Origin of the sequence: Thermococcus peptonophilus (genome assembly GCF_001592435.1) — an archaeon.
Taxonomy (GTDB): Archaea; Methanobacteriota_B; Thermococci; order Thermococcales; family Thermococcaceae; genus Thermococcus; species Thermococcus peptonophilus.
In genome coordinates, this window is sequence record NZ_CP014750.1 from 932,423 (window position 1) to 953,849 (window position 21,427).

The 21,427-nt window shown below is 51.6% G+C and carries 27 protein-coding genes; 17 read left to right on the top strand and 10 right to left on the bottom strand.

Translation table 11 applies throughout. From position 1 onward, the window contains the following. From A0127_RS05035 to A0127_RS05055, 5 genes are all read left to right on the top strand, one after another. Positions 1-1,137 (top strand): iron ABC transporter substrate-binding protein, encoded by a 1,137-nt coding sequence (locus A0127_RS05035; protein ID WP_062388741.1) that lies wholly within the window; start codon positions 1-3, stop codon positions 1,135-1,137. Between the two features lie 5 nt (positions 1,138-1,142). Further along, positions 1,143-2,177, top strand: coding sequence for a FecCD family ABC transporter permease (locus A0127_RS05040; RefSeq protein ID WP_062388746.1), 1,035 nt, complete (start codon positions 1,143-1,145; stop codon positions 2,175-2,177). Next, a complete protein-coding gene (locus tag A0127_RS05045; protein ID WP_062388748.1) occupies positions 2,174-2,920 on the top strand; it encodes an ABC transporter ATP-binding protein in 747 nt (248 codons plus the stop codon). Before A0127_RS05040 ends, A0127_RS05045 begins: the two co-directional genes overlap by 4 nt. A gap of 82 nt (positions 2,921-3,002) precedes the next feature. Beyond that, entirely contained in the window at positions 3,003-3,902 is a 900-nt protein-coding gene (locus A0127_RS05050) for an Mrp/NBP35 family ATP-binding protein (protein ID WP_062388752.1), read from the top strand. 130 nt (positions 3,903-4,032) lie between these two features. Then, a complete protein-coding gene (locus A0127_RS05055) occupies positions 4,033-5,394 on the top strand; it encodes a hypothetical protein (protein WP_062388755.1) in 1,362 nt (453 codons plus the stop codon). Here A0127_RS05055 and A0127_RS05060 read toward each other — a convergent pair. The 3 genes from A0127_RS05060 to A0127_RS05070 form a co-directional block, all read right to left on the bottom strand. Beyond that, positions 5,372-6,112: a DUF2110 family protein gene (locus tag A0127_RS05060; protein ID WP_062388759.1), complete on the bottom strand. Its 741-nt coding sequence runs from the start codon at positions 6,110-6,112 to the stop codon at positions 5,372-5,374. The genes A0127_RS05055 and A0127_RS05060 overlap by 23 nt on opposite strands. A gap of 33 nt (positions 6,113-6,145) precedes the next feature. Next, a complete protein-coding gene (tfe, locus tag A0127_RS05065) occupies positions 6,146-6,703 on the bottom strand; it encodes a transcription factor E (RefSeq protein WP_054840803.1) in 558 nt (185 codons plus the stop codon). 154 nt (positions 6,704-6,857) lie between these two features. Further along, positions 6,858-7,142 carry a hypothetical protein gene (locus A0127_RS05070; RefSeq protein WP_062388762.1) on the bottom strand — a complete coding sequence of 95 codons (285 nt, stop codon included), beginning with the start codon at positions 7,140-7,142 and terminating at the stop codon, positions 6,858-6,860. A 161-nt stretch (positions 7,143-7,303) separates the two neighbouring features. Between A0127_RS05070 and A0127_RS05075 the strand changes: the two genes are divergently transcribed. Genes A0127_RS05075 through A0127_RS05085 form a run of 3 tightly spaced genes read left to right on the top strand, consistent with a single transcriptional unit; the run spans position 7,304 to position 9,874 of the window. Beyond that, positions 7,304-8,272 (top strand): ATP-binding cassette domain-containing protein, encoded by a 969-nt coding sequence (locus A0127_RS05075; RefSeq protein ID WP_062388764.1) that lies wholly within the window; start codon positions 7,304-7,306, stop codon positions 8,270-8,272. Beyond that, a complete protein-coding gene (locus A0127_RS05080) occupies positions 8,269-9,069 on the top strand; it encodes an ABC transporter permease (RefSeq protein WP_269451003.1) in 801 nt (266 codons plus the stop codon). The genes A0127_RS05075 and A0127_RS05080 overlap by 4 nt, the downstream gene beginning before the upstream one ends. Beyond that, complete coding sequence (locus A0127_RS05085; RefSeq protein WP_062388768.1) at positions 9,056-9,874, top strand: ABC transporter permease; 819 nt, start codon at positions 9,056-9,058, stop codon at positions 9,872-9,874. The genes A0127_RS05080 and A0127_RS05085 overlap by 14 nt, the downstream gene beginning before the upstream one ends. Here A0127_RS05085 and A0127_RS05090 read toward each other — a convergent pair. Next, the gene (locus A0127_RS05090) at positions 9,861-10,745 is read right to left on the bottom strand and encodes an ADP-dependent ribose-1-phosphate kinase (protein ID WP_062388771.1); all 885 of its coding nucleotides are present in this window, start codon (positions 10,743-10,745) and stop codon (positions 9,861-9,863) included. The genes A0127_RS05085 and A0127_RS05090 overlap by 14 nt on opposite strands. A gap of 101 nt (positions 10,746-10,846) precedes the next feature. On the opposite strand from A0127_RS05090, the gene A0127_RS05095 reads away from it, so the two are divergent. Beyond that, on the top strand, positions 10,847-11,440 hold the full coding sequence (locus A0127_RS05095) for a hypothetical protein (protein ID WP_062388774.1): 594 nt from the start codon (positions 10,847-10,849) through the stop codon (positions 11,438-11,440). On the opposite strand, the gene A0127_RS05100 is transcribed toward A0127_RS05095, so the two are convergent. Further along, positions 11,424-11,699, bottom strand: coding sequence for an acylphosphatase (locus A0127_RS05100; RefSeq protein ID WP_062388776.1), 276 nt, complete (start codon positions 11,697-11,699; stop codon positions 11,424-11,426). The two genes, A0127_RS05095 and A0127_RS05100, sit on opposite strands and share 17 nt — an antisense overlap. Positions 11,700-11,769: 70 nt before the next feature. On the opposite strand from A0127_RS05100, the gene cutA reads away from it, so the two are divergent. Together cutA and A0127_RS05110 are read left to right on the top strand one after the other, a co-directional pair. After that, positions 11,770-12,084, top strand: a complete 315-nt coding sequence (gene cutA, locus A0127_RS05105; RefSeq protein ID WP_062388779.1) for a divalent-cation tolerance protein CutA — start codon at positions 11,770-11,772, stop codon at positions 12,082-12,084. Then, positions 12,081-12,668 carry an endonuclease dU gene (locus A0127_RS05110; RefSeq protein ID WP_062388782.1) on the top strand — a complete coding sequence of 196 codons (588 nt, stop codon included), beginning with the start codon at positions 12,081-12,083 and terminating at the stop codon, positions 12,666-12,668. Before cutA ends, A0127_RS05110 begins: the two co-directional genes overlap by 4 nt. 92 nt (positions 12,669-12,760) lie before the next feature. Here the strand turns inward: A0127_RS05110 and A0127_RS05115 are convergent, their stop codons facing one another. Beyond that, a complete protein-coding gene (locus tag A0127_RS05115; protein ID WP_062388784.1) occupies positions 12,761-13,597 on the bottom strand; it encodes a universal stress protein in 837 nt (278 codons plus the stop codon). 102 nt (positions 13,598-13,699) lie between these two features. Between A0127_RS05115 and gcvT the strand changes: the two genes are divergently transcribed. Beyond that, positions 13,700-14,896 carry a glycine cleavage system aminomethyltransferase GcvT gene (gcvT, locus tag A0127_RS05120; protein ID WP_062388787.1) on the top strand — a complete coding sequence of 399 codons (1,197 nt, stop codon included), beginning with the start codon at positions 13,700-13,702 and terminating at the stop codon, positions 14,894-14,896. Positions 14,897-14,928: 32 nt separating this feature from the next. Then, positions 14,929-15,756: a DMT family transporter gene (locus A0127_RS05125; protein ID WP_062388790.1), complete on the top strand. Its 828-nt coding sequence runs from the start codon at positions 14,929-14,931 to the stop codon at positions 15,754-15,756. A gap of 62 nt (positions 15,757-15,818) precedes the next feature. Here the strand turns inward: A0127_RS05125 and A0127_RS05130 are convergent, their stop codons facing one another. Together A0127_RS05130 and A0127_RS05135 are read right to left on the bottom strand one after the other, a co-directional pair. After that, on the bottom strand, positions 15,819-16,313 hold the full coding sequence (locus tag A0127_RS05130) for a signal peptidase I (RefSeq protein WP_062388793.1): 495 nt from the start codon (positions 16,311-16,313) through the stop codon (positions 15,819-15,821). Continuing rightward, positions 16,274-16,843, bottom strand: a complete 570-nt coding sequence (locus A0127_RS05135) for a DUF531 family protein (RefSeq protein WP_062388796.1) — start codon at positions 16,841-16,843, stop codon at positions 16,274-16,276. Before A0127_RS05135 ends, A0127_RS05130 begins: the two co-directional genes overlap by 40 nt. Positions 16,844-16,897: 54 nt before the next feature. Here A0127_RS05135 and A0127_RS05140 point away from each other — a divergent pair, with 54 nt between their 5' ends. Together A0127_RS05140 and A0127_RS05145 are read left to right on the top strand one after the other, a co-directional pair. Beyond that, entirely contained in the window at positions 16,898-17,971 is a 1,074-nt protein-coding gene (locus tag A0127_RS05140) for a hypothetical protein (RefSeq protein WP_156471154.1), read from the top strand. Positions 17,972-17,975: 4 nt separating this feature from the next. Next, on the top strand, positions 17,976-18,908 hold the full coding sequence (locus A0127_RS05145) for a dipeptidase (RefSeq protein WP_062388802.1): 933 nt from the start codon (positions 17,976-17,978) through the stop codon (positions 18,906-18,908). Here the strand turns inward: A0127_RS05145 and A0127_RS05150 are convergent. Together A0127_RS05150 and A0127_RS05155 are read right to left on the bottom strand one after the other, a co-directional pair. Then, positions 18,905-19,357 (bottom strand): hypothetical protein, encoded by a 453-nt coding sequence (locus tag A0127_RS05150; protein ID WP_062388805.1) that lies wholly within the window; start codon positions 19,355-19,357, stop codon positions 18,905-18,907. The genes A0127_RS05145 and A0127_RS05150 overlap by 4 nt on opposite strands. Further along, positions 19,354-20,055: an RAD55 family ATPase gene (locus tag A0127_RS05155; RefSeq protein WP_062388809.1), complete on the bottom strand. Its 702-nt coding sequence runs from the start codon at positions 20,053-20,055 to the stop codon at positions 19,354-19,356. Before A0127_RS05155 ends, A0127_RS05150 begins: the two co-directional genes overlap by 4 nt. Before the next feature lie 139 nt (positions 20,056-20,194). Between A0127_RS05155 and A0127_RS05160 the strand changes: the two genes are divergently transcribed. Then, complete coding sequence (locus A0127_RS05160) at positions 20,195-20,806, top strand: DUF257 family protein (RefSeq protein WP_062388812.1); 612 nt, start codon at positions 20,195-20,197, stop codon at positions 20,804-20,806. Further along, positions 20,793-21,404, top strand: a complete 612-nt coding sequence (locus tag A0127_RS05165; RefSeq protein ID WP_062388817.1) for a DUF257 family protein — start codon at positions 20,793-20,795, stop codon at positions 21,402-21,404. Before A0127_RS05160 ends, A0127_RS05165 begins: the two co-directional genes overlap by 14 nt. Positions 21,405-21,427: the final 23 nt, after the last annotated feature.

A 21,427-nucleotide genomic window follows, 5' to 3' on the forward strand; every position in this document is an offset into this window, starting at 1 on the left:
ATGAGGAGGCTGGCTGCAGTTCTTCTGGTGCTGTTCGTAGTTCTTGCAGGCGGTTGCGTGGGTACTTCGTCCTCAAATGGGACAGAGAAAGCCTCACAGCAGTACATAACCGTAACAGACTCCCTGGGCAGAACCGTTCAAGTTCCTGTGAATGTCCAGAAGGTCGTTGCCATCGGTCCAGGAGCTCTTAGGCTCATCGTCTACCTCAACGCGAGCGATATGGTTGTGGGAGTCGAAGACTTCGAGAAGAAGTATTCCTACGGAAGACCTTACATCATCGCACACCCAGAGCTGAAGAACCTCCCAAGCATAGGTCCAGGAGGACCCGGAAAGCTTCCCAACCTGGAAGCACTCACCAACGTCTCCCCGGACGTGATAATAGCGGTCTTCATAAGCAGGGAGCAGGCCGATGAGATTCAGGAGAAGACCGGGATTCCGGTCGTTGTCCTAAGCTACGGTGCGAGGGGAGGAATGAAAGGTTTCAACGACCCCAAGCTCATAGAATCCATTCAGCTGGCAGGTAAGATACTCCACAGGGAAAAGCGGGCAAAGGAACTCGTTGACTTCTTAAACTCCGTCCAGGAAGACCTGCAGAAGAGGGTGAAGGGTGAGAAGAGCCCAAGGGTTTACGTAGGTGGGATAGGTTACAAGGGCGCCCACGGAATAGAGAGCACCTACGGTGACTACGCCCCCTTTGAAGTGCTGAACCTCACCAACATAGCCTCTTCCCTCGGCCCCGGATGGAAGACCATTGACAAGGAGTGGCTCCTCAAGGAAGACCCGGACTACCTCTTCATCGACGAAGGTGGTTTAAAAATAATCCTCGACGATTACAGGAAGAACCCGGACTTCTACAGGGCACTGAGCGCCCTAAAAGAGGGCAGGGTGTACGGACTGCTCCCATTCAACTTCTACAACACCAACCTCGGAACGGCCATGGCGGACGCGTACTACGTTGGAAAGGTCCTCTACCCGGAGCGCTTCAGCGACGTCGACCCTGTAAAGAAAGCGGATGAAATCTACACTTTCCTCGTGGGAAAACCGGTCTATGAAACCCTCAAGGAACAGTTCGGCGGCTTCGGAAAGATAGACTTCGAGAACGGAACCGTTAAGTACTCACTCCCAACTTCACCGTGATGTCAATGGACTACGAGGGCTACATCACCAGAAAGTTCCTCATCGGCTTTCTTTTACTTATTCTTACAGTCCTGGTTAGCTTATACGCCCTCTCCCACGGTTCGTATTCACTGTCCACCATGGACGTCATAAACACGCTCTTTGGAAGGGAGGGTGGAAACGCCTACCTCATAGTCTGGAAGGTTCGCCTGCCGCGTATAGTTGCCGCCCTTCTCGTTGGTGCTTCCCTCGCCGTCTCCGGCGCGGTAATGCAGGGGTTCCTGAGAAACCCCCTGGCGAGTCCGTTCACTATGGGAGTCTCCCACGGGGCTATGTTCGGTGCATCTCTCGCTATAATCCTCGGTGCCGGCTATGCAGAGAGCACCGGTAGAATCTCGCTCGACAACCCGTATGCGGTTGTCCTGTTCGCGTTCGCTGGCGCCATGGTTGCTGTGGGTGTGATTCTCTTACTGGCGAAGCTCAAGGGACTTTCCCCAGAGGCAATAATCCTCGCTGGAGTGGCCATGAGCTCCCTCTTCGTGGCACTAACGACCTTCATCCAGTACTTTGCGGATGAACTCCAGCTAGCGGCGATGGTCTACTGGAGCTTCGGCGACCTTGGAAGGGCAACCTGGCGGGAGGACGTTATACTGCTCTTGGTCTTTGTGCCCGTGTTTGTTTACTTCGTCGTGAAAAGGTGGGATTTGAACGCTTCCGCGGTTGGAGAGGAAGTGGCCAAAAGCGTTGGTGTGGAAGTCGAAAGGGTTCGCCTTGTGTCAACTTTCCTCGCCGCCCTGATAACGGCTGTCAGTGTGGCCTTCGTTGGGGTTATAGGGTTTGTTGGCTTGATAGCTCCACATCTTATCCGGCTCATAGCGGGAGGAGACTACAGGTTTCTGATACCACTCTCGGCCCTCGCAGGTGCTCTACTGCTCGTCACGGCCGACACCGTTGCGAGGCTTGTACTCGCCCCCACTGTACTCCCCGTTGGGATAGTGACATCATTCCTTGGAGCTCCGGCCTTCATATACCTCCTCGTGAGGATGGAGGGACGAAGATGACCGCTGTTGAGGCCAGAAACCTTCACTACTCCTACAACGGCACTAAAGTCCTGAAGGACATCAACCTGAAGATTGAAGATGGGGAGTTTGTCGCGATACTCGGCCCGAACGGCGCCGGGAAGAGCACCCTATTGAAGTGCCTCTCCGGAATTCTCAGGTGCAATGGGGTTTATATCTCAGGACGGCCAATTGAGAAGTACTCTAGGAATGAACTAGCGAGGCTTATAGCCTATGTCCCGCAGAGGACTGAGCCGGGTTTTATGACCGTGTTCGATACCGTTCTGCTTGGTAGAAGACCCTACATGGGATTGAGGCCCTCAAAGAGGGATATAGATGCCGTTAAAAACTCACTGAAAAAGCTGGGGATAGAACATCTTGCCCTAAGGAGCACTAGGGAGTTGAGTGGAGGCGAACTGCAGAAAGTCGGCATAGCTCGCGCTCTGGCACAGGAGCCGGAGATATTCATGTTCGACGAGCCAACGAACAACCTCGACATCAGAAGCCAGCTTGAGGTCATGAAGCTTGCGCGCGAGCTCTCTTCTGAGGGCAAAACCGTTATCATGGTCATGCACGAGATCAACCTCGCACTCCGCTTTGCAGAGAGGTTCGTGTTTATATTCAATGGAAGGGTCGTTGCGGATGGCGGTCGTGACATCCTGAGGCCTGCTTTGTTCAGAGAGGTTTATGGAACGGACGTCGAGATTGGAGAGGTGCGCGGCATTCCAGTTGTTGTCCCCCTTTAATTGCTCAAATGTGGGTAATACTGTCAAATTTCTGGACAAACCTTTTAAGCCCTTAGGAAAACCTAAGTCGGAGGTGTTGCAGATGACGATCAAAGCTCCGACCCTTAACGTTGGGGGTCTTGGTGTAGACCCCCTTGCCCAGAGGATTCAGGAAAAGCAGAAGAAGTGGAAGTATAAAATAGCCGTCCTGAGCGGTAAGGGCGGCGTTGGTAAGAGCACGGTTGCTGTCAACCTCGCTGCCGCCCTCGCAAAGAAGGGCTACTTCGTTGGAATCCTTGATGCCGACATACACGGACCGAACGTCGCCAAGATGCTCGGTGTTGACAAGGCCGATGTCCTTGCGGAAAGGATGGAAGATGGAAGGTTTGAGATGCTTCCACCAACTGCAGACTTTATGGGTCAGGTTACTCCGATCAAAGTCATGAGCATGGGCTTTCTCGTTCCAGAGGATCAGCCGGTCATATGGCGCGGTGCTCTAGTGACCAAGGCCATAAAACAGCTCCTTGGGGACACCAAATGGGGCGAGCTGGACTTCATGATAATCGACTTCCCGCCAGGAACCGGTGACGAAATCCTGACTGTTACCCAGACGCTCCAGCTGGACGCTGCTATAATAGTCACAACCCCACAAGAGGTTGCCCTTCTCGACACTGGAAAGGCCGTTAACATGATGAAGAAAATGGAAGTTCCCTACATAGCGGTCGTCGAGAACATGAGCTACCTCATCTGCCCGCACTGCGGCAATGAGATAGACCTCTTTGGCAGGGGTGGCGGAAGGAAGCTCGCCGAGAAGGAGGGTGTTGAGTTCCTCGGTGAGATACCAATAGACCTCAAGGCCAGAGAGGCCAGCGACGCGGGAATTCCGATAGTCCTCTATGGGGACACCATAGCGGCAAAGGCGTTCATGGAGCTGGCGGAGAAGCTTGTAAAGAAGCTCGAGGAAATGAAAAGCAAGAAGGCCAGCGAAGAAGCTGAAGAGTAAACCCTTTAAGTTTTACATTTCAACATTTCTCAGCGCGGCTCAGGCCGGCGGGAGCCGAAGCGATGGGGCCGCGCTGGACCAGGCTGCATTAACTTTTTAACATCTTTTTCGTACCAATTGCGGGAGGCAGATGAAGAAAGCTCTTCCTGCTCTGTTTCTACTTCTAATGCTGGCGGGCTCCGTTTCAGCTGCAAGGGTTAGTTATTATCCTGATAAAGAAGCGTTTATGAAGTTCCTTGATTCAAATCTAACGTATCGAGTTGTTCCGGGCAACGACCCCTGGTCAAAAGGGTGGGCAATATACATCGATGAAAAGCTCTCGATGGTAAAGGCGCGCGGGAACGATACCCTCGTTCTCATCGGGAACGTCTATACAAACGACCTGATGGCTGGAATCTGGAATCGAACTGGCCTTGATCCTTCTACTTCTCTGAGGCCTGCCATCATTGTGCTGAACGATACTGTTCTAATTACCGGAAGTCCCGAGAACCTCTACTTAACATATGAGCCTTTTGTAGGAATAAAAACGGACACTGCAAAAATTGCGACCACTATCCTGGGCGTCATTGCCTATGTTATTATCATGATGGCCATTCTAAAACGGGACGGGAGCTATGCTGGAAGCATGTTCTTGATGGGAGCTCTTCTTCTGGGAGAGTGGGCTTTGCTTGAACCGATCCCCGCAGCCCTGATTTCGAAAACACTTTATCTTTCCCTAGCACGTCTGAACGACGCTCCGATCAGTGGCGTGTCGATCGTGGTAATCTCCAACGCCCTAAAGATTCTCCCCCCTGATGAGAGGCTGTTTTGGGCCGTGAGGTGGCTTTTGATCTTTACCCTTCTGGGCGTAACCGCCTACACTGCCCACAGGAGGGAACGCAGTCTGGGGATTGTGGCATTCTTTTTAGCAATCTCGGCTCCCCTGTTTAGAGAATGGCTTCTGACTTCAAACGATATCTTGGGTTTGTTGGCATTTGCAGTCGTGGTGGCCATTGTGTGCAGTTCTAACTTTGCCCCGTCTTCTTCTGGAGTCGCTTCGGTGCTTGTTATGGGCCTGTTTACGGTGCTTGGAATGACTTTCAATCCCTATCTGGCCCTTTTGCCCCTGGTCTTTGTTGTAGTGTTCCCCGGAAGGGCCAGCAGAAACGTCTCTTACCTGCTGCTGTCATCAATTGGGGCTCTCTGGATATACTATACCCTTGGAAAGGCCTGGCTGTTGCCGTGGTATCCTAGTACATTTCACATTAAGGTCCTGACTAATCTAGTGCGGGAAGGACTGCTTCAACTGGCGGTTTTAATATATCCAGGGACTAGAATGGTTGTCAAGAGGAATGAGACCAAAATTAGAAAGAAGGGCCCAACGGTGTTCGTTGGAATTACCACTGCGATGCTATTGCTCCTAGCACCATTTAAACCCGAGCTTATCCCGTATTCTCTGTACTCTCTGTCCGTACTTGCCGTCAGATTGATCAAGGCCTCTCTTCAAATTTGATAGCGCCGAAGACGGCTCCTGGTAGGTACGGCCCGATGGCCTTTATAATCCCAGGCGCCTGAGTGCCCTTCTTCAGAACCAGAAGGGTCTCCATGAGGCCGAGTTCTTCCAGTCTCTTGACGTCCCTTCCGTGACCCGTCTTTATGAGGGCTTCCTCGACTTTTTCGCTGATGGTCCCAACAACAAAGAGCTTATCAAATCCGTCGCTTATCCATGACTTGATGAGCTTCAACTGCCACTCTGTGAAGGACAGCTCGACTTCCCTGGCCCCAAACTCGACCCTCGTGACTTCCACTTCCACTGGAAGGTTGTCAACCCATCCAAACCTGCGTATCATCCCCCTGACAGGGATGTCTCCGAACGTCTTTTTGAGGTAGTAAAGAGGCAGCAGGGCGTCCTTTGGAGCCGGCCTAAACACTCCTATGTCCACGTAGGCCCCGTAGCCGACCTTTCCAAGGTCGATGAAGCGCCCGCGATAGCTCTGGCCTTCCCTGACGTTCTTCAGGCTGTAGGGGACTTCGCCGAACTCTTCCCTGACGAGGTTGGCGCTTATTTCCTCGTCTTCCCCTGAGAGAGTTACCTTCACCCAGTTCTTCTTAACAGCCGAGAGCTTCCACTCAACGTCAAGCTCGCCGAGAAGCGAGCGGAGCTTTTTGTTAAGCTTTTCAAATCCACTTCTATCCCCATAAACCTTTTCCAGAATAACAACTTCCTGCATCTTCACCATCCCCGAAGTTCATTAAGAGACCATTCACCCAGACTTTGACTTCTTTTTCTTTGAGGTCTTTCTGGGCTTCTTCTTGAGGCCCAGCTCGATCTCAAGCTCCTCAATTCGTCTTTTAAGTTCTTCTACGATATGTGTGTTGTCGTACTGCATGAGCATCCTGCCGCAGATCGGGCACTGGAACTCGTACTCCATTGCCTCATCAAAGGTGAGCTTTGGATGTCCTTCCGTGCCGCACCAGTAGTATATCTCGCTGGTTTCCTCTTCCAGCATTTCCTTGAGCTTCTTAAGTTCTGCCATTTTTCTGGAACGGATTATCTCTGGGAGCTTTTTAGTCTCAAGACGCCAGTAGTAGTAATACCATCCAGTTTCTGGGTCTCTGATTCTCTTGAAGTCAGCCAGTCCCTCATCGTTGAGCATGTAGAGTATTCTTCTTACCGTGTTCACCCTTATACCGGTTGCCTCAGCCAGCTCTTCATCCGTGGCTTCTTTCATTTTTTCGAGGGCCTTGACTACCTCAACGGCTTCGTCTCCACCTATCTCCTGTGCGATCTCGAGGAGCTCCTTGTTTTTGCGCTTTGCCACTGACAGCAGCCTCCCGGTGTTTGATTTTATTCACATACAGATTATCCCGGTAGATACAATCGCCTTAACGGGTAAACTCCAATAGAAAAATAGGGTTCAATGATATATATACCTTTCCCGTCCCCATAGAAACCATAATGAACAAAAGAGAGCATTAATCATTAAAGTATTCGTCTAGAAGCTCCTTGGCAGAGGGCTTGTAGAGCTCGAGAACTTCTATCTTCTCTATCACATTGCCCTCCCGGAGCTTCAGCTTGACCTTACCCCCGTAAACTTGAAGGTCATCGAGCATTCCATAGATGGCATCTTCAGCCTCCAGGGGGCTTTTAAACTTCATGATGTAATCTCCATCCTCGGTGATGAGCTTGACCCAGTACTCGTTTTTCCTTTTGAAAGGACGGGTAATCTTTGGCTTGAAGTTGTCGATTACGACTTCCAAAGGACTCACCTCCAGCCTAAGCCCCTTCTGCTACCATATCATTAAGACGATGCTCTTTTAAGGGTTTTCCATTTCGCTCTTAATGAGTCTTGTATCTGCCTATTTAAAAGTTATGAAAGCAACTTTTTTAGACATCGAATTGAGTTTAGTCGGGTAGAGATATGAAGGCCGTCGAAGTTAACAACCTCAGAAAGAGCTACCCCAAGAGGATTCCCCTCCCCTTCCGAAAGGTTGAGTGGGTCGAGGCAGTTAAGGGTATAAGCTTCGAGGTCAAGAGGGGAGAGCTCTTCGGGTTGCTCGGCCCAAACGGTGCGGGAAAAACGACCACAATAAAAATGCTGACGACGCTCCTCGAACCGAGCGGTGGGAGCGCCAAAATACTTGGACTCGACCTCATAAGAGATGCTAGGGAAATTCGGAAGAGGATAAACCTTGTGGCCGAGGGCGAGAGGACGCTCTACTGGAGGCTCTCCGCCTATGAGAACCTCAAGTACTTTGCGAGGATTTATTACGTCCCGAAATCCGAGATGGAGGAGAGAATTGAAGAGCTTCTGAAGCTGGTCGGACTCTGGGAGAGACGGAACGACCTCGTGATGGGTTATTCACGCGGTATGAAGCAGAGGCTTGCAATAGCGAAGGCCCTGATAAACGACCCCGAGGTGCTTTTCCTCGACGAGCCCACACTTGGTCTTGATGTTCAGAGCGCTCTCTTTGTCAGGGACTTTGTGAAGGGGCTCGTAAAGAAAGAGGGAAAGACCGTGCTCCTGACCACTCACTACATGGTCGAGGCCGAGGAGCTCTGCGACAGGATAGCCATCATAGACCACGGAAGGATCATAGCGCTTAACACTCCCGAGGGCCTGAAAAAGCTCGTGAAAGACGAGGAAACCGTTGAAATCGCGGTGAGGGAATTCAATCCAGCACTTCTCGAAAAATCCCCCTGGAAACTTGCGGTCGTCCAGAGTACTGGAGAGAGAACGGTGCTTAGGGGGAGCGTTGACGAGGAAGACCTTCCAAAGCTGGTTGAGTGGCTCGTCAAAAATCAGGTTAAAGTGGTCTCCGTCGAGAGAAAGGAACCTACGCTTGAGGATGTTTTCATAAAGCTGACCGGAAGGGGGCTGAGGGATTGATAGCGGCGGTGATCGAAAAGGAGTTCAGGATGTTCTTCCGCTATCCGTTGAGGGTTATAAGCTCTGTTCTCGTCGGCATAGTCTTTCTCCTCCAGTTCGTTTACTTTGGGCAGGCCGTTCTCGGCGGAAGGTACTCGGCGCTTCTGGAGGCCTCAACAGGGCTTGGGGATTACCCAACGTACGCGCTCATCGGCTATACCCTCTGGTGGGTCTCCTCATCACCCATAGAGGCCTACGTATGGGGAGTTCGGAGGGAACTCCAAAGAGGTACGTTCGAGACGAACGTCCTTTCCCCTTCGAGCCTGACGGTTATTCTCCTCGGCCTGGCCCTCAGCTGGATGCTCATGGATTCAATACTCATGATCATCGTTTTTCTCATTGGTGTCTTTCTGTTTAAAATCCCTCTCAGCGCTGTGATTATCCTCAAATCCCTCCCGGTGATTTTCCTCTCCCTTCTGACATTTCTTGGTTTTGGGTTCCTCTTTGCGGGCCTCGTAATGCTTTTGAAAAATATAGGCCCGTTCGCCCAGCTCTTTGAGTTTGGAATGCTGTTCTTCTCCGGAGTCTTCTTCCCGCTCACCCTCATGCCGAACTGGGTGCGGAGTTTTGCAGAGATTATACCCCTTACGCACGCAATCTCAACGGTCAGAACCATATTCTCTGGGGGCGGCTATTCACAGGCCTCCAGCTCTATTGGGTGGCTGGTCATTCTTGTCCCACTGTACTGGCTGATTGGTTATCTCCTGTTCAGGTGGGCAGAGAAACTGACCAGGGTGATAGGGTATGGAGGCTACTGAACTCAGGGCGCTCTGGGGCGTCGCGGTGAAGAGCTGGAAGGTGTTCCTCAGCTACAAGGTCTGGTTCATCAGCGACATAGGGATGGGCTTCCTCTTCGTTGGACAGGCCCTCCTCATAGGGCTTGGACTTACTGGAAAGAGGAACTCCGAGGCCCTCCAGAGGCTCACAGGGTATTCTGACTACGTGGCATTCGCCGTTCTCGGTCTGTTGATTCTCAGCTTTGGTCTGACTTTTCTCAGCGGTTTTGTGTGGAGCGTCGTTGATGAGCTGTACACGGGAACACTGGAGTACTCATTCGCCGCCCCGATGAGGAGGATAACGTTCTTCCTCGGCAACGTCCTGGTCAGGCTATTCCTCTCGCTCCTTTACATGGCGATCTACCTCCCCTTCTTCAAGCTGCTCTTTGGGCTAGGGATTAACCTCCTGGCAGTCCTTAAAGCCCTCCCTGTTCTGCTCCTCGGAAGTCTGGGGATGGTCGGGCTCGGTATGGTGGCCGCAGGTATCGTGCTCTACCTCCGAGACCCAGGGCCCTTCATAAGCATCCTGGAAATGCTCGTCTTTGCCCTCAGCGGTGCGATGTATCCCCTTTCGATTCTTCCCAGGGCCCTCCAAGCTCTGGCGAAGGCCCTCCCCTATGCGCCGACAACGGAGGCCCTGAGAAAAGTCGTGGTGTACGGCTACGGCTCAAGCACGGGCGAACTTTGGTACCTTGCCGTGATATCCATTCTGTATTCCGTTCTGGGGTATCTCGTCTATAAATGGAGTGAAAAGCAGGCGAGGATTGTCGGCCTCAAGTCCTATTGAATGGCAGATCCAGGCCGACTTCCTTTGCCATCCTTTTTACATCATCGAGCGGGACTATAGCGCTCCTCGCTCCAACCTTCTGGACGGTAAGGTATGCGAGCAGCATCCCGAGCTTAGCGGAGTCGAGGAGAGACCAGCCGTTGAGGACGCCGTAGATAACACCAGCATCGAAGGAATCCCCGGCACCCGTCGAGTCAACTACCCTCGCACTCAGACCCCTAACCTCGAAGACGTTATTCCCCTCCCTGACGAGAGCACCACCACCGTTCAGAGTGACCACGAGGTTCTTGGCCCTGCACAGGCTCAGGTCAAGGCTCCCGTACTTGCGCCTGTACTCGTCCTCGTTCATCATCAGGTAGTCCACCTTGTTCTCAAGCTCACGCGGGAGCGGTGCTTCACCTATATCCAGGGAGACCCTTATCCCCTTCTGGCTCGCGAAATTGACGGCTTCCTCTATAAGCTCCGGCGGGTTGGATGAGAGGTGGAGGAACTTGGCCCTCGATGCGTATTCGGGCTTGAACCTCCTCCTGAGATTTGCCCCGGGGTATTTGACTATCCTCTTGTCGTCCCCTGCAACCATCGCCACGGCAACGCCCGATGGCTCTTCAACTACGTCTATCCCACCTGTATCAACCCCGATGCTCCGGAAGTATTTGATGTGCATCTCTCCAACGTCGTCGTTTCCCACCGCCCCTATGTAGCCCGTTTTAAGTCCGAAGTGGGCGAGCCAGCTTATCGTGTTGGCGGCCGCGCCGCCCAGTCCAAAGTGGGCACCTTTGGCGCTGATCTTCTCGTGGAACTCTGGAAAGCGTTCCAGCGTGAATATTATGTCGTAGTTCAGGTTGCCGATGCCGATGACGTCCAGCTTCACTTTCACCACCAAAATGATTGATTGCACTGGGGGGTTATAACACTTGGGGAAAAGATTTAAATATCCATTCCTACCCATATATGAGTAAGAGGTGGACAAAGATGATGCTCATACTTGAGGCCTACTTTAAGAACTATCCCGCGAGGAGAAAGGTCGCGGAGTTCCTGTTCGAGAACGGGCTGAGCGTTAAGAACGGTAAAATCTACATAAAGAACGTTGAGGTGCCGATAAGCGAGCTTGCCAGGGCCATAGGCGTAAACAGGAAGATAATATACCATACGATAGAGTACATAGAGAAGACTTACCCGCTAAAGCTCGTGTTCGAAAGGCTGAACCCACTCCCGAGCCTGATAGATGTTGCCCCCCTTATGGGCTGGGAGGTTCTGGAGATAGACGTTGAGAAGGATCAGTATCAGATGGCGTTTTCGGACGTGCTCAGGTTGCTCGCTGAAGATAATACCTCCATCATGGAGGTCTTTGGGAGAAACCTCAGAGAAGAAACCAGCAAGATTTACATAGTCATCGATGGAACGCTCTCAACAGAGACATTTGGCAAAATAAAGAACATCAGAGGCTTTAAGAGGCTTATACTCCACACACCTGAAAAGGATAAGGAGAAGTTCGTCTGCAACTACTGTGAGGTTAAGTACTGCCCGAAGAGGGTATTGCTTGAAAACATCATCCGACGACCTTAAAGCCCTCTAGCCCCTCAGGTTCTTCCCATTTTATCTCAACCTTAGTGACCCTAGCCAGCGGCGGCCCCTGGTGGGCCCATCCTATTAAAGCCTCCACCCTTTCTGGCTCGCCCTCGATAACGGCTTCCACTGTCCCATCCGGCAGGTTTCTGACCCATCCGTGGACTCCAAGCTTTCGGGCTTCCCTACTCATGCTCCAGCGAAAGCCCACACCCTGAACCCTTCCGTATATTCTAAGGTGCGCCCTTACCCGCTTCATCACACATCCCGTTCTAAAATCTCCCGCAAGGGATTTAAGCTTTGCCCGATATTTATCCTTGGGTGGTCGTATGGAAGCTATCATCGTTTACACGACGTTTCCAGACTGGGAGAGCGCCAGAAAGGTCACCAGGGAACTCTTAGAAAGGAAGCTGATAGTCTGCGCAAACCTCAGGGAGCACGAGGCTATGTACTGGTGGGAGGGCAAGATCGAGGAAGGGAAAGAAGTCGGCGTCATCTACAAGACCGAAGTTAGCAAGTGGAAGGAGCTGAGGGAGACGATAAAGGAGCTCCACCCCTACGATGTCCCGATGATAGCCAGAATTGACCTCGACAAGCTCAACAGGGAATACTCGGAGTGGATGGCGAGGGTGCTCTTCGGATGATCCGCAAGGTTAAGCCCCAGATCAGGGTGGTTGGATTCGACGATGGCACCTTCTCATTTTCTTCAAAGCTGAAACATGAAAAGACAATACTGATTGGAGTCGTGATGAAGGGTTCCGTTGAGGTCGTTGGTGTTCTCGCCCGCTGGATAACGGTTGATGGGAGAGACGTTACGGACGCTCTGATAGACGCCGTGAACTCATCACGGTTCAAGGACTTGAGGGTCATCCTTCTCAAAGGGATAACCTACGCCGGGTTCAACATCGTTGACCTTGAGAGGCTCCACAATGAGACTGGTCTTCCCGTGGTGGTGGTCGTTAGGAAGAAACCAGATATCCTGGCAATGGAAGATGCCCTGAGAAAGCACTTCCCGGATGCAGAGGAGAGGATAGCCCTGCTCAGAAAGGCTCCCCCTCTTGTTGAACTTGTGCCGGATAAGCTTTATTTCCAAACTGTTGGTTTGGACGAGAAAACGGCAGCTGAGGTGATTAAGGTCACAACGAGGACAGGGCTCATACCCGAACCCCTAAGGCTGGCCCATATGATAGCCAGCGCCGTGATGACAGGGGAGAGCAAGCGGGAGTAGGTTTATAAAGGACTGAAAAAAGTTAAACCCGACCGATGATGGCAACAGGGTAGCTACCGAAGTTGATGTGGAAGCCGTTCCAGTCTGAGGTCTCATTCACACGGAACGAGGAGCACCGGGAGTTTTGAGTCCCTTATGACCCTTTCCGCTGTGGAGCCGAGTATGAGCTCCTTGATTATGCTCCTGCCCTTCTTGCCTATGACTATGAGCGTTGCTTTTTTAGCTAGGGCAGTTCCTATTATGGCCTGACTGGCCGTTCCAACCATAACTTCCTTTTCGAACTCCACTCCGAGTTTCTCCGCAACCTCATCCAGGCGCTTTTTCGCGGCATCTATGTTCTTCTCCAGCTCGTCTATTTTTCCGTAGTCAACCGAGTGGAGCAGGATCCCCTTTTCAATTTGCTCCCTGAACTTCTCAACGGCATTCGTGATTTTTTCGGAGCACTCTGAGAAGTCCAGAGCAACAAGCGGCCTCTGGAAAAGTTCTGAGCACTTCACGGGAAGCTCAAAGGAGTCGTCTTTTTTCGAGTACTTGAGAAGGAGCACTGGCCTCTTCGTGGCTCTGACGAGGTTCGAAGCCGTGCTTCCCAGGAACATCTGCCTCCAGACGTTCTCGCCCACACTCGGACTGATGATGAGGTCAGCGCCTATGCTCTCCGCTTCCTCCGCTATTTCGAGGGAAGGAATGCCAATCCTCACGGAAGTCTTGACGTCAATCCCCGTTTCCCTGAGAGTTTTTGCAAGCTCTTCGAGCTTGTTTTTGTAAATCTCCTCAAGCTCAAAGGCCTGGAGTTCTGCGACCGTTATGTCTATGACGTGGAGCAGGTAGAGCTCCTTTGCGCCAAGCTCAAACAGGTCGGGGAGGCAGTTGTGAAGGGCATGAAGGGATATATCCGAGAAGTCGGTCGGATACAAAATCTTCTCAAACATTCTGGTCACCCCAGTATATTTTTGTACCTTAATGCTTATTAGATTTGTCCATGCATTGGAAAGGATTATAACGCTCAGGTCGGAGTTTTATCGGTGATTGCAATGGTCAAGAGAGTTCACATATTCGACTGGCATAAGGAGCACGCCAAGAAGGTTGAGGAATTCGCCGGCTGGGAGATGCCCATCTGGTACTCCAGCATAAAGGAGGAACACCTCGCCGTTAGGAACGGCGTTGGCATCTTTGATGTTTCCCACATGGGCGAGTTCATCTTCCGCGGTAAGGGCGCTCTGGAGTTCCTCCAGTATGTCACAACCAACGACATAAGCAAGCCCCCAGCCATAAGCGGAACCTACACGCTCGTCCTCAATGAGAGGGGAGCGGTAAAGGATGAGACCCTGGTCTTTAACCTTGGGAACAACGAGTACATGATGGTCTGTGATTCAGATGCCTTCGAAAAGCTCGACGCCTGGTTCAACGCCATCAAGCGCGGAATTGAAAAGTTCGGTGACATAGACCTCGAGATAGAGAACAAGACCTACGACATGGTCATGTTCTCGATCCAGGGGCCGAAGGCAAGGGACCTCGCCAAGGAGCTATTCGGCATAGACATCAACGACCTCTGGTGGTTCCAGGCCAAGGAGGTTGAGCTCGACGGCATAAAGATGCTCCTTTCGAGGAGTGGCTACACGGGAGAGAACGGCTTTGAGGTCTACTTTGAGGACGCCAACCCGTACCACCCCGACCCGAGCAAGAGGGGCGAGCCAGAGAAGGCCCTCCACGTCTGGAAGACCATCCTTGAGGCTGGAGAGAAGTACGGCATAAAGCCTGCTGGACTCGGCGCTCGTGATACCCTCAGGCTTGAGGCAGGATACACCCTGTACGGAAACGAGACAAAAGAGAAGCAGCTCCTCAGCACTGACATAGACGAAGTCACGCCGCTCCAGGCCAACCTTGAGTTTGCAATCTTCTGGGACAAGGAGTTCATAGGAAAGGAGGCACTCCTCAAGCAGAAGGAGCGCGGACTGCCGAGCAAGATGGTGCACTTCAAGATGGTTGACAAAGGCGTCCCGAGGGAAGGCTACAGGGTCTACAAGGATGGTGAGCCCATCGGCGAGGTCACCAGCGGAACACTCTCACCTCTCCTCGGCATAGGCATCGGAATAGCCTTCGTCAAGCCAGAGTACGCGGTTCCAGGCGTTGAAATCGAGGTCGAGATAAGGGGCAAGCCCAAGAAGGCGGTCACAGTCGCTCCGCCCTTCTACGACCCCAAGAAGTACGGCGCCTTCAGGGAGGAGTGAGCTTTTTAAGTTCCTTTCTATTCTTTTTTCCGATGTCAAAGAAACATGCAGTCCTCGCTGTTCTCCTCTGGTCAACGGTTGCCTCTGCCTTCAAGCTGTCGCTTAGATATCTTACACCACTTCAGCTACTGTTTTATGCGTCGTTGACTTCCCTTCTGGTTTTCGGACTTCTCCATTCCCGGGAGTTTTCTCTCGACCGGAGGAATCTCCGTTCGGCGTATCTTGGGCTTATAAACCCGTTCCTCTACTACCTCGTCCTTTTTTCGGCCTACGACAGACTGCCCGCCCAGGAAGCTCAGGCCCTCAACTACACGTGGCCTTTAATGCTCGTCCTGCTCTCCATCCCGCTCCTCGGAAGGAGGCCTGAACCGAGAACAGTGCTCGGTCTCCTCGTTGGATTCGCGGGGGCGCTAGTTATCGCGACAAAGGGTGAGCTGACGTCCCTGACTTTCTCTGACCCGCTGGGGGTTGCACTCGGCCTTGGGAGTGCCGTTATCTGGGCTTCCTACTGGCTCCTGAACCTCCGCGACGAGAGGCCCCTCGTTGAGAAGATGTTCTGGAACTTTCTCTTCGGGTTTGCCTACGTTTCAACGCTGGTCCTGGTGAGCGGAGAATTTCAGCTCCCGCCGCTGGAAGGCCTAGTGGGTGCGGTTTACGTTGGGCTTTTTGAGATGGGGATCACTTTCCTGCTCTGGTATAGGGCGGTTGAGGGTGATATTGCATTCGCTTCCAGTATAGCCTACCTTGTGCCGTTCCTAAGTCTCTTTTTTATATCCCTCATTGTGGGAGAGAGAATAGCGTTCTCAACGATTCTGGGGCTCGTTCTGATAGTCACTGGAATAGTTATGGAAAAGAAGTAGGGTCAGGGGCCGATTAGGTCATCATCACTCAGCCACCTACCCTCACATCATCCCCAAAGGAGTCATAACCCTATTCTCTCCCTAATCCACAGCGGGATTAGCCCGATTTTCGGGAACACGAGCTCTGCCTTGGCCTCGACGGCATAGCTCGGGACGCAGCCAGCTATCATTCCGTCGGGCATGCGGACTTCAAGGGAACCTTGTGAAGTCGGGTATGGTGGATCTGGGACTGGGTTGTTGTCCCCCCACGTGACGAAGCATGTCTCTTCTTTTCCGTTGAGTTTCACGGTAGAGATGTATCTAACGCGGTGGATTATCGGGTAGGGATAACCCGGGCGTTTGTAGACTATCACGTCGTTGACTTTCACCTGCGACGGGTCGGTGACGCCCTTCAGAAGAACAACATCACCACGGTAGAAGACGGGCTCCATCGAGCCGCTGACGACTATGACCAGAGGCGAATCGGTATGGAGGGCGAATCTGAGGCCCGAGTGTATGCCCGCGACTATGATAATGGTTAAAACGATCCATGCGAGGTCTTTTTTCCACTCTTCCATTTTAACGCCTCCATGTATGTTGCTATTCTAGCGCCGATCGCGCCCATCGCGGTGCACGTTTCGAGGCTCGTTCTCTTTCCAGTCACATCCATGTGGTACCTTGCAATCTTAAAGATTTCCTCTGGTAGGCCGTGTCTTCCAAGCCCTATGATGAGGAGAAAGCTTCTGCCTGAGAGTGTTTCCCTCGCTAGTTCAAGGGGGCTTATCTCCTTTTCCGGCCAGGGTTTTCTAGTTGTTGCAACTGGAATCCCAAACTGGGGAGGAAACCCCCTCTTGGGAAATTCGAGTAGGTGAAACTTGTTTGCCCTAGCCAGTTCCAGGAGATACTTTCCCCCGTCCCCAATCGTGGTATGTCCACTGACCTCTTCTGCTATTTCCACAGGTTTTCCCTCAAGGGGAAAGCCCACAAGGGCTAGGTGGAAGCCGTAGGCATGCGCTATGGGTGCAGCCCTGGCTATTGCCCTTAGATGGGCCTCGTGCAGACGTTTTGTGTCATAAGTATTGTATAATGCAAGGGTCAGTGTTGCCATAGGTTTTTGAATTTCAAGGAACCCTTATAAATATTGAGCACCAAAAATATACTCATGATGAGCATAGATGACATAGTTGCCCTTGCTGAGAGGGGACAGTTCGACGAAGCTATCCAGCGAGTTCCGGAGCTCTACAATCCCGTAGAGCAGATAGAGGCGCTCGCAAAAATTGCACTCATTATGATGGAAAAAGGACTTGGAGATTGGGTGTGGGACGTTATTGAGGATGCCGCGTACATAACAGAGAACTCGGAGGACAGCTACGTCAAGAGCCTCGGCTATGCAATAATAGGTGCTACCCTCTTCCAGCTTGGAGACGAGGACGGTGCGGAAGAATACCTTGATATGGCATTAGAAGAAGCGGAGAGAATAGAAGACCCGCTAGAAAAGGGAGAAGTCGTAGCTGAAATCGCCCACAACGTAGCTATGACTGGGGACATCGATGGAGCACTTGGACTGTTTGATGAAGCCTTCGATTTGATAGCAAAGGCTGAGGTGGACTACAGGACAAAGGTTGACGAGCTGATAAAGATCGCGGAGATTATTGAGAAAACCGGCGATGACCTTCCCTCCGCAACGGCGAGGGAGTTCTACGAGGTGGCGTTTGACATATTTGACAAGCTGCGCGTGAACCAGAAAGCTGCAGTAGTTGAGAAGAAAATCGAGCTCGCAAAGACGCTCGAAAACGTCGGACTGCCCGAGATTAGGAGAGCCGTTTTGGAGGGTAGGTACCACTACGCCCTGGCCCTCATAAGACGCAAGTTTAAAGGTGTAAAAGGACTCATCGGTCAGCTTGAAGTTGCTCTATGGATGAAAATGGTGAACAGCCCCGAGTACAAGGACGTAGTAAAACAGGCCCTAGATGGGATTAAAGAGGCTGAAGTTCTTCCATCAAATGCATATTCAATCGCATTTCTCCTGACAGAGCTCGGGTATTTGAAAGAGGCCCTTTATTTTGTCAGGCCTATTACGGACCAAACGAAAAAGGATGAACTGCTTCAGAAGATTGCTTTGGCCTTTTCGGAACGTGGGGAATTCGAAGCAGCCCGAAAAATAGCGGGCGCAATCTCCGACCCATTACTGAGGGCGCAAACCTTAAGGGACATCGAGGCTATCGAGATAGGGTGAGCAGATGATATTCGACGCACATTCTGACCTGCCGACGTTCGTTTACGACGAGAGAAAGAGCGGAGCAACGAGGGTTCTTGAGAGAAACTATGATCGCTTCTTTGGTGGAATGATAACTTCCAGAGTTATGGCCATCTGGACGCGGTCCGAACGGAGAAAGGACGCGACCACCTACGGACTAGAAGTGTTGAACTCCCTCCTCAAGGACATCGACGAAAGCGATAGCTTTGAGCTTGTGCGGAACGTTGAGGAAATGCGGAAGACGATCGAAGAGGGCAGGGTCGCCCTCTGGTTTGGTCTCGAAGGTGGGGAACCGATAGGGGAGAGCATTGAGCTCCTAGAGGTCTTCTACCGTCTCGGCCTTAGAGTTTTGACCCTAACCTGGAGCCTCAGGAATGCAATTGGGGATGGTGTCTTTGAGAGAACCAACGGTGGCCTGACGAGGTTCGGCGTTGAAGTTGTCGGAAAGGCTGAAGAGCTGGGGGTAGTCGTTGACCTCAGCCACATAAACGAAGCTGGATTCTGGGACACGCTCGACGTTACCTCATTCCCGGTGATTGCATCCCACTCAAACGCCAGGGCGCTCTGCGACAGCCCCAGAAACCTGACCGACGAGCAGCTGAAGGCGATAGCGGAGAGGGACGGCGTTGTTGGGGCCGTTGCAATACCCTCCTTCGTGGACAGGGAAAAGCCGACGATTGAAAAGTACGTTGAGCACATAGCGTATATGGTCGACCTCATAGGCCATGAGCACGTGGGCCTCGGCTTCGACTTCGTGTACTACCTTAGAGAATGGGGCGGAAAGAGCGTCGAAGGTTTTGAGAACGAGTCAAAGATTCCGGAGCTGTTAAAGCTTCTCCACGAGAGGTTCAGTAAAAAGGAAGTTGATGGGATAACATTCAAAAACTTCGAGAGAGTGTTTGAGAGAATCACCTAACGTCTCCCAAGGAACCTCGGCAGTCTAAGCGTTCTAACTTGACCGATAATCTCAGAGCGCAGGAGCATTTTCGGTTCTCCTGTCAGCCTAATCTTGAGTATCTTGGGAACTCTAGTTTGGAGGGGTAAAGTGCTGATTTTCTGTATCTCTTCCACTTTATGTTGAATATCCCCCGTAGGAAGTGGTCTATACAGCCCTCGGGCGATTGCCAGCTCCCTGTCACGTGCTCCTTCCTTTTTGCCCCTCCTGTAGGCCTCGATAGCCTCCCTTAAGACGCCGCTCTCCTCAGCGCTCTCAAATATAGAGTCTCTAAGCTCACGCCATATACCGACCCAGTCAGTATGGCCGTAATACGCTATGAAGTATCCCAGAAAGTAGGCCTTCCTTACGGGGTCTTCCTCAGCAATAATCTTCTTGATGTCGAGCGGCACCTTTGGAAGTTCCTTCATACGACTGGCCCCCTAACAGTGAGGCCCTTTGGTCCGAACTCCAGGCGGTACATCTTGGTCTCATGCCTTGTTCTGCGCATCTTGAGAACCTGGATTGCCCTCGCCATATCGTTGCCTTCAAGGTAGTAGTGGAGCATTATGACGCCGTCGACGAGGTAGTGCTCCTCGCTGTACCTGTCCAGCTCAGTCAGCTCTGCTATTAGGAGGCTGGTTATTCCGAGGGCACCCATTGCCCTGAGAAATGTAGCGAGCTCGGCCCTTTTCTCTGCGGGGTCAGATGTCGGGAAGTCTATAGCCGTGAGAGGGTCTACCACGAGGCGGGTTATGCTGCTTTCCCGGACAAGATCCTTTATCCTGAACATGACACTGCTCCACTGAGGTGGCTTCGCAGTCGAACCCCAAAGCTCCTTCCCGAGGTCGTACAGTATCAGGTTCCCCTTCTGAACGTAGTTCCAGACTGCGGGATCAAAGCGCTCGTAGTCCTTTATTACCTCCTCTGGGTCCTGGACAAGGGAGATGTACGCTACCTTCTCACCCCTTTTGGCACCATCAACCAGAAACTGGACACCGAAGGTCGTTTTCCCGCTTCCAGGAGGGCCAGTGATGAGGTATGACTTTGACTTAACAAAACCTCCCTCTATTAGGGGGTCAAATCCGTCGATACCAGTTGGAACTCTTTCAATCCTCCCTGCGACCATGTTGCAACACCTATGCAGATTATTTAGTTCAGAAGACTATAAAGCTTTTTGTGATGGGGCATAGTAGAATATTCAACTTTTTGAGGGACTGAAAGCGTTATAAAGTGAAAAATCAAAGAGAATAATTGGGGGAACACCAATGCTTGAGAAAATCCTTGAAACCATCGAAGCGCGCGGTGGGGGATTTGTTTTAGTTGAGTACTCTTCCCTCGATCACCCAGAGCTGGTGTTCGCTGAAATCATCACCAGCTGGAGAGAGAAAGGTATAAAGCCTCTGATTGTGGACATCGGCGACACGCTGCATATTTTCACGACCAAGTTGCAGATGATGGGAGTAAACATCGAAGTTGATAATCTTCCTGTTATTAAAGAAATGGGAAACGTGAGGGTGGGTAACATCATAGGAGAGGTTCACGAGACAGAGGACTTTGAGTACCATATGGCAAAATACGCTCAAATAGTCAAAAAAGTGCCTGAAGAGAGCAGGAATCACACAATAGTTCTCGGAATGGAGAAGTTCTCTTTTACCTTCACAGACAACCCCCCAAAGCTTGAGAGATACTTTGAGAAAATAAACAGGAGATACCTGAAATACACAGATGTAAGAGACTTTGTTTTCCTGAACACTTCAGTTGCGAGCGAATACCTCACGAAGAGTCTCGAACAGGACTATGACTACGTTCTCCGACTGACGGGGATCGCTCTCAGCCTCGTAAAAACACCTGGGGGTGAAAACTTTGAAGTTCAGTGAGTACCTCAAAACCTTAAGGCCAGGAGAAAGTGTTCTCATCGAACACGCATCCCTTTCGCCCTACCCAGTGCTCTTCTATGAGATAGGGAAAAATAGCGGGTGGGACAACATCCTGGTAATTGACATAATCGACTCTGCGCTCCCCGTTTTGAGATGGCTCAAGTTTACTGGATTGGAAGTGCCTGAGAATAGTATAGCCCGGATAAAAGCTGGCGGCACTTCCACCTGGGGAAGGATTTTAATTGACGTGGATCCGCATAAGGATCCCGGTATCTTCATGAGCAAGTTCCTTTCGAACCTCCTCAGTTATTATCGCACAAACAAAAACGTGACGACGGTTATAATGAATCCCGAGAGGATTATTCCCCTTCAGGACAACAGGCCTTCGTTCGTTCTCTACCTTGCAAACGCGGCCGCTGGGTTCCTTGGCAATCCGTACAGAAAGACTTTCTACTTTGTGAATTACGAACTTGCGCATAAGGGCTACCTTGCACTTCTCGAAGAGGCCTTCACGCGCGTCCTGAGGATAGAGGACAGCTCAGTTAGGATACTGAAGTCACTAAACCTTGACGAGGAAGGGACAACCCTCCAGCTTTGAGGGCGAAGCATTTTTAACATTCT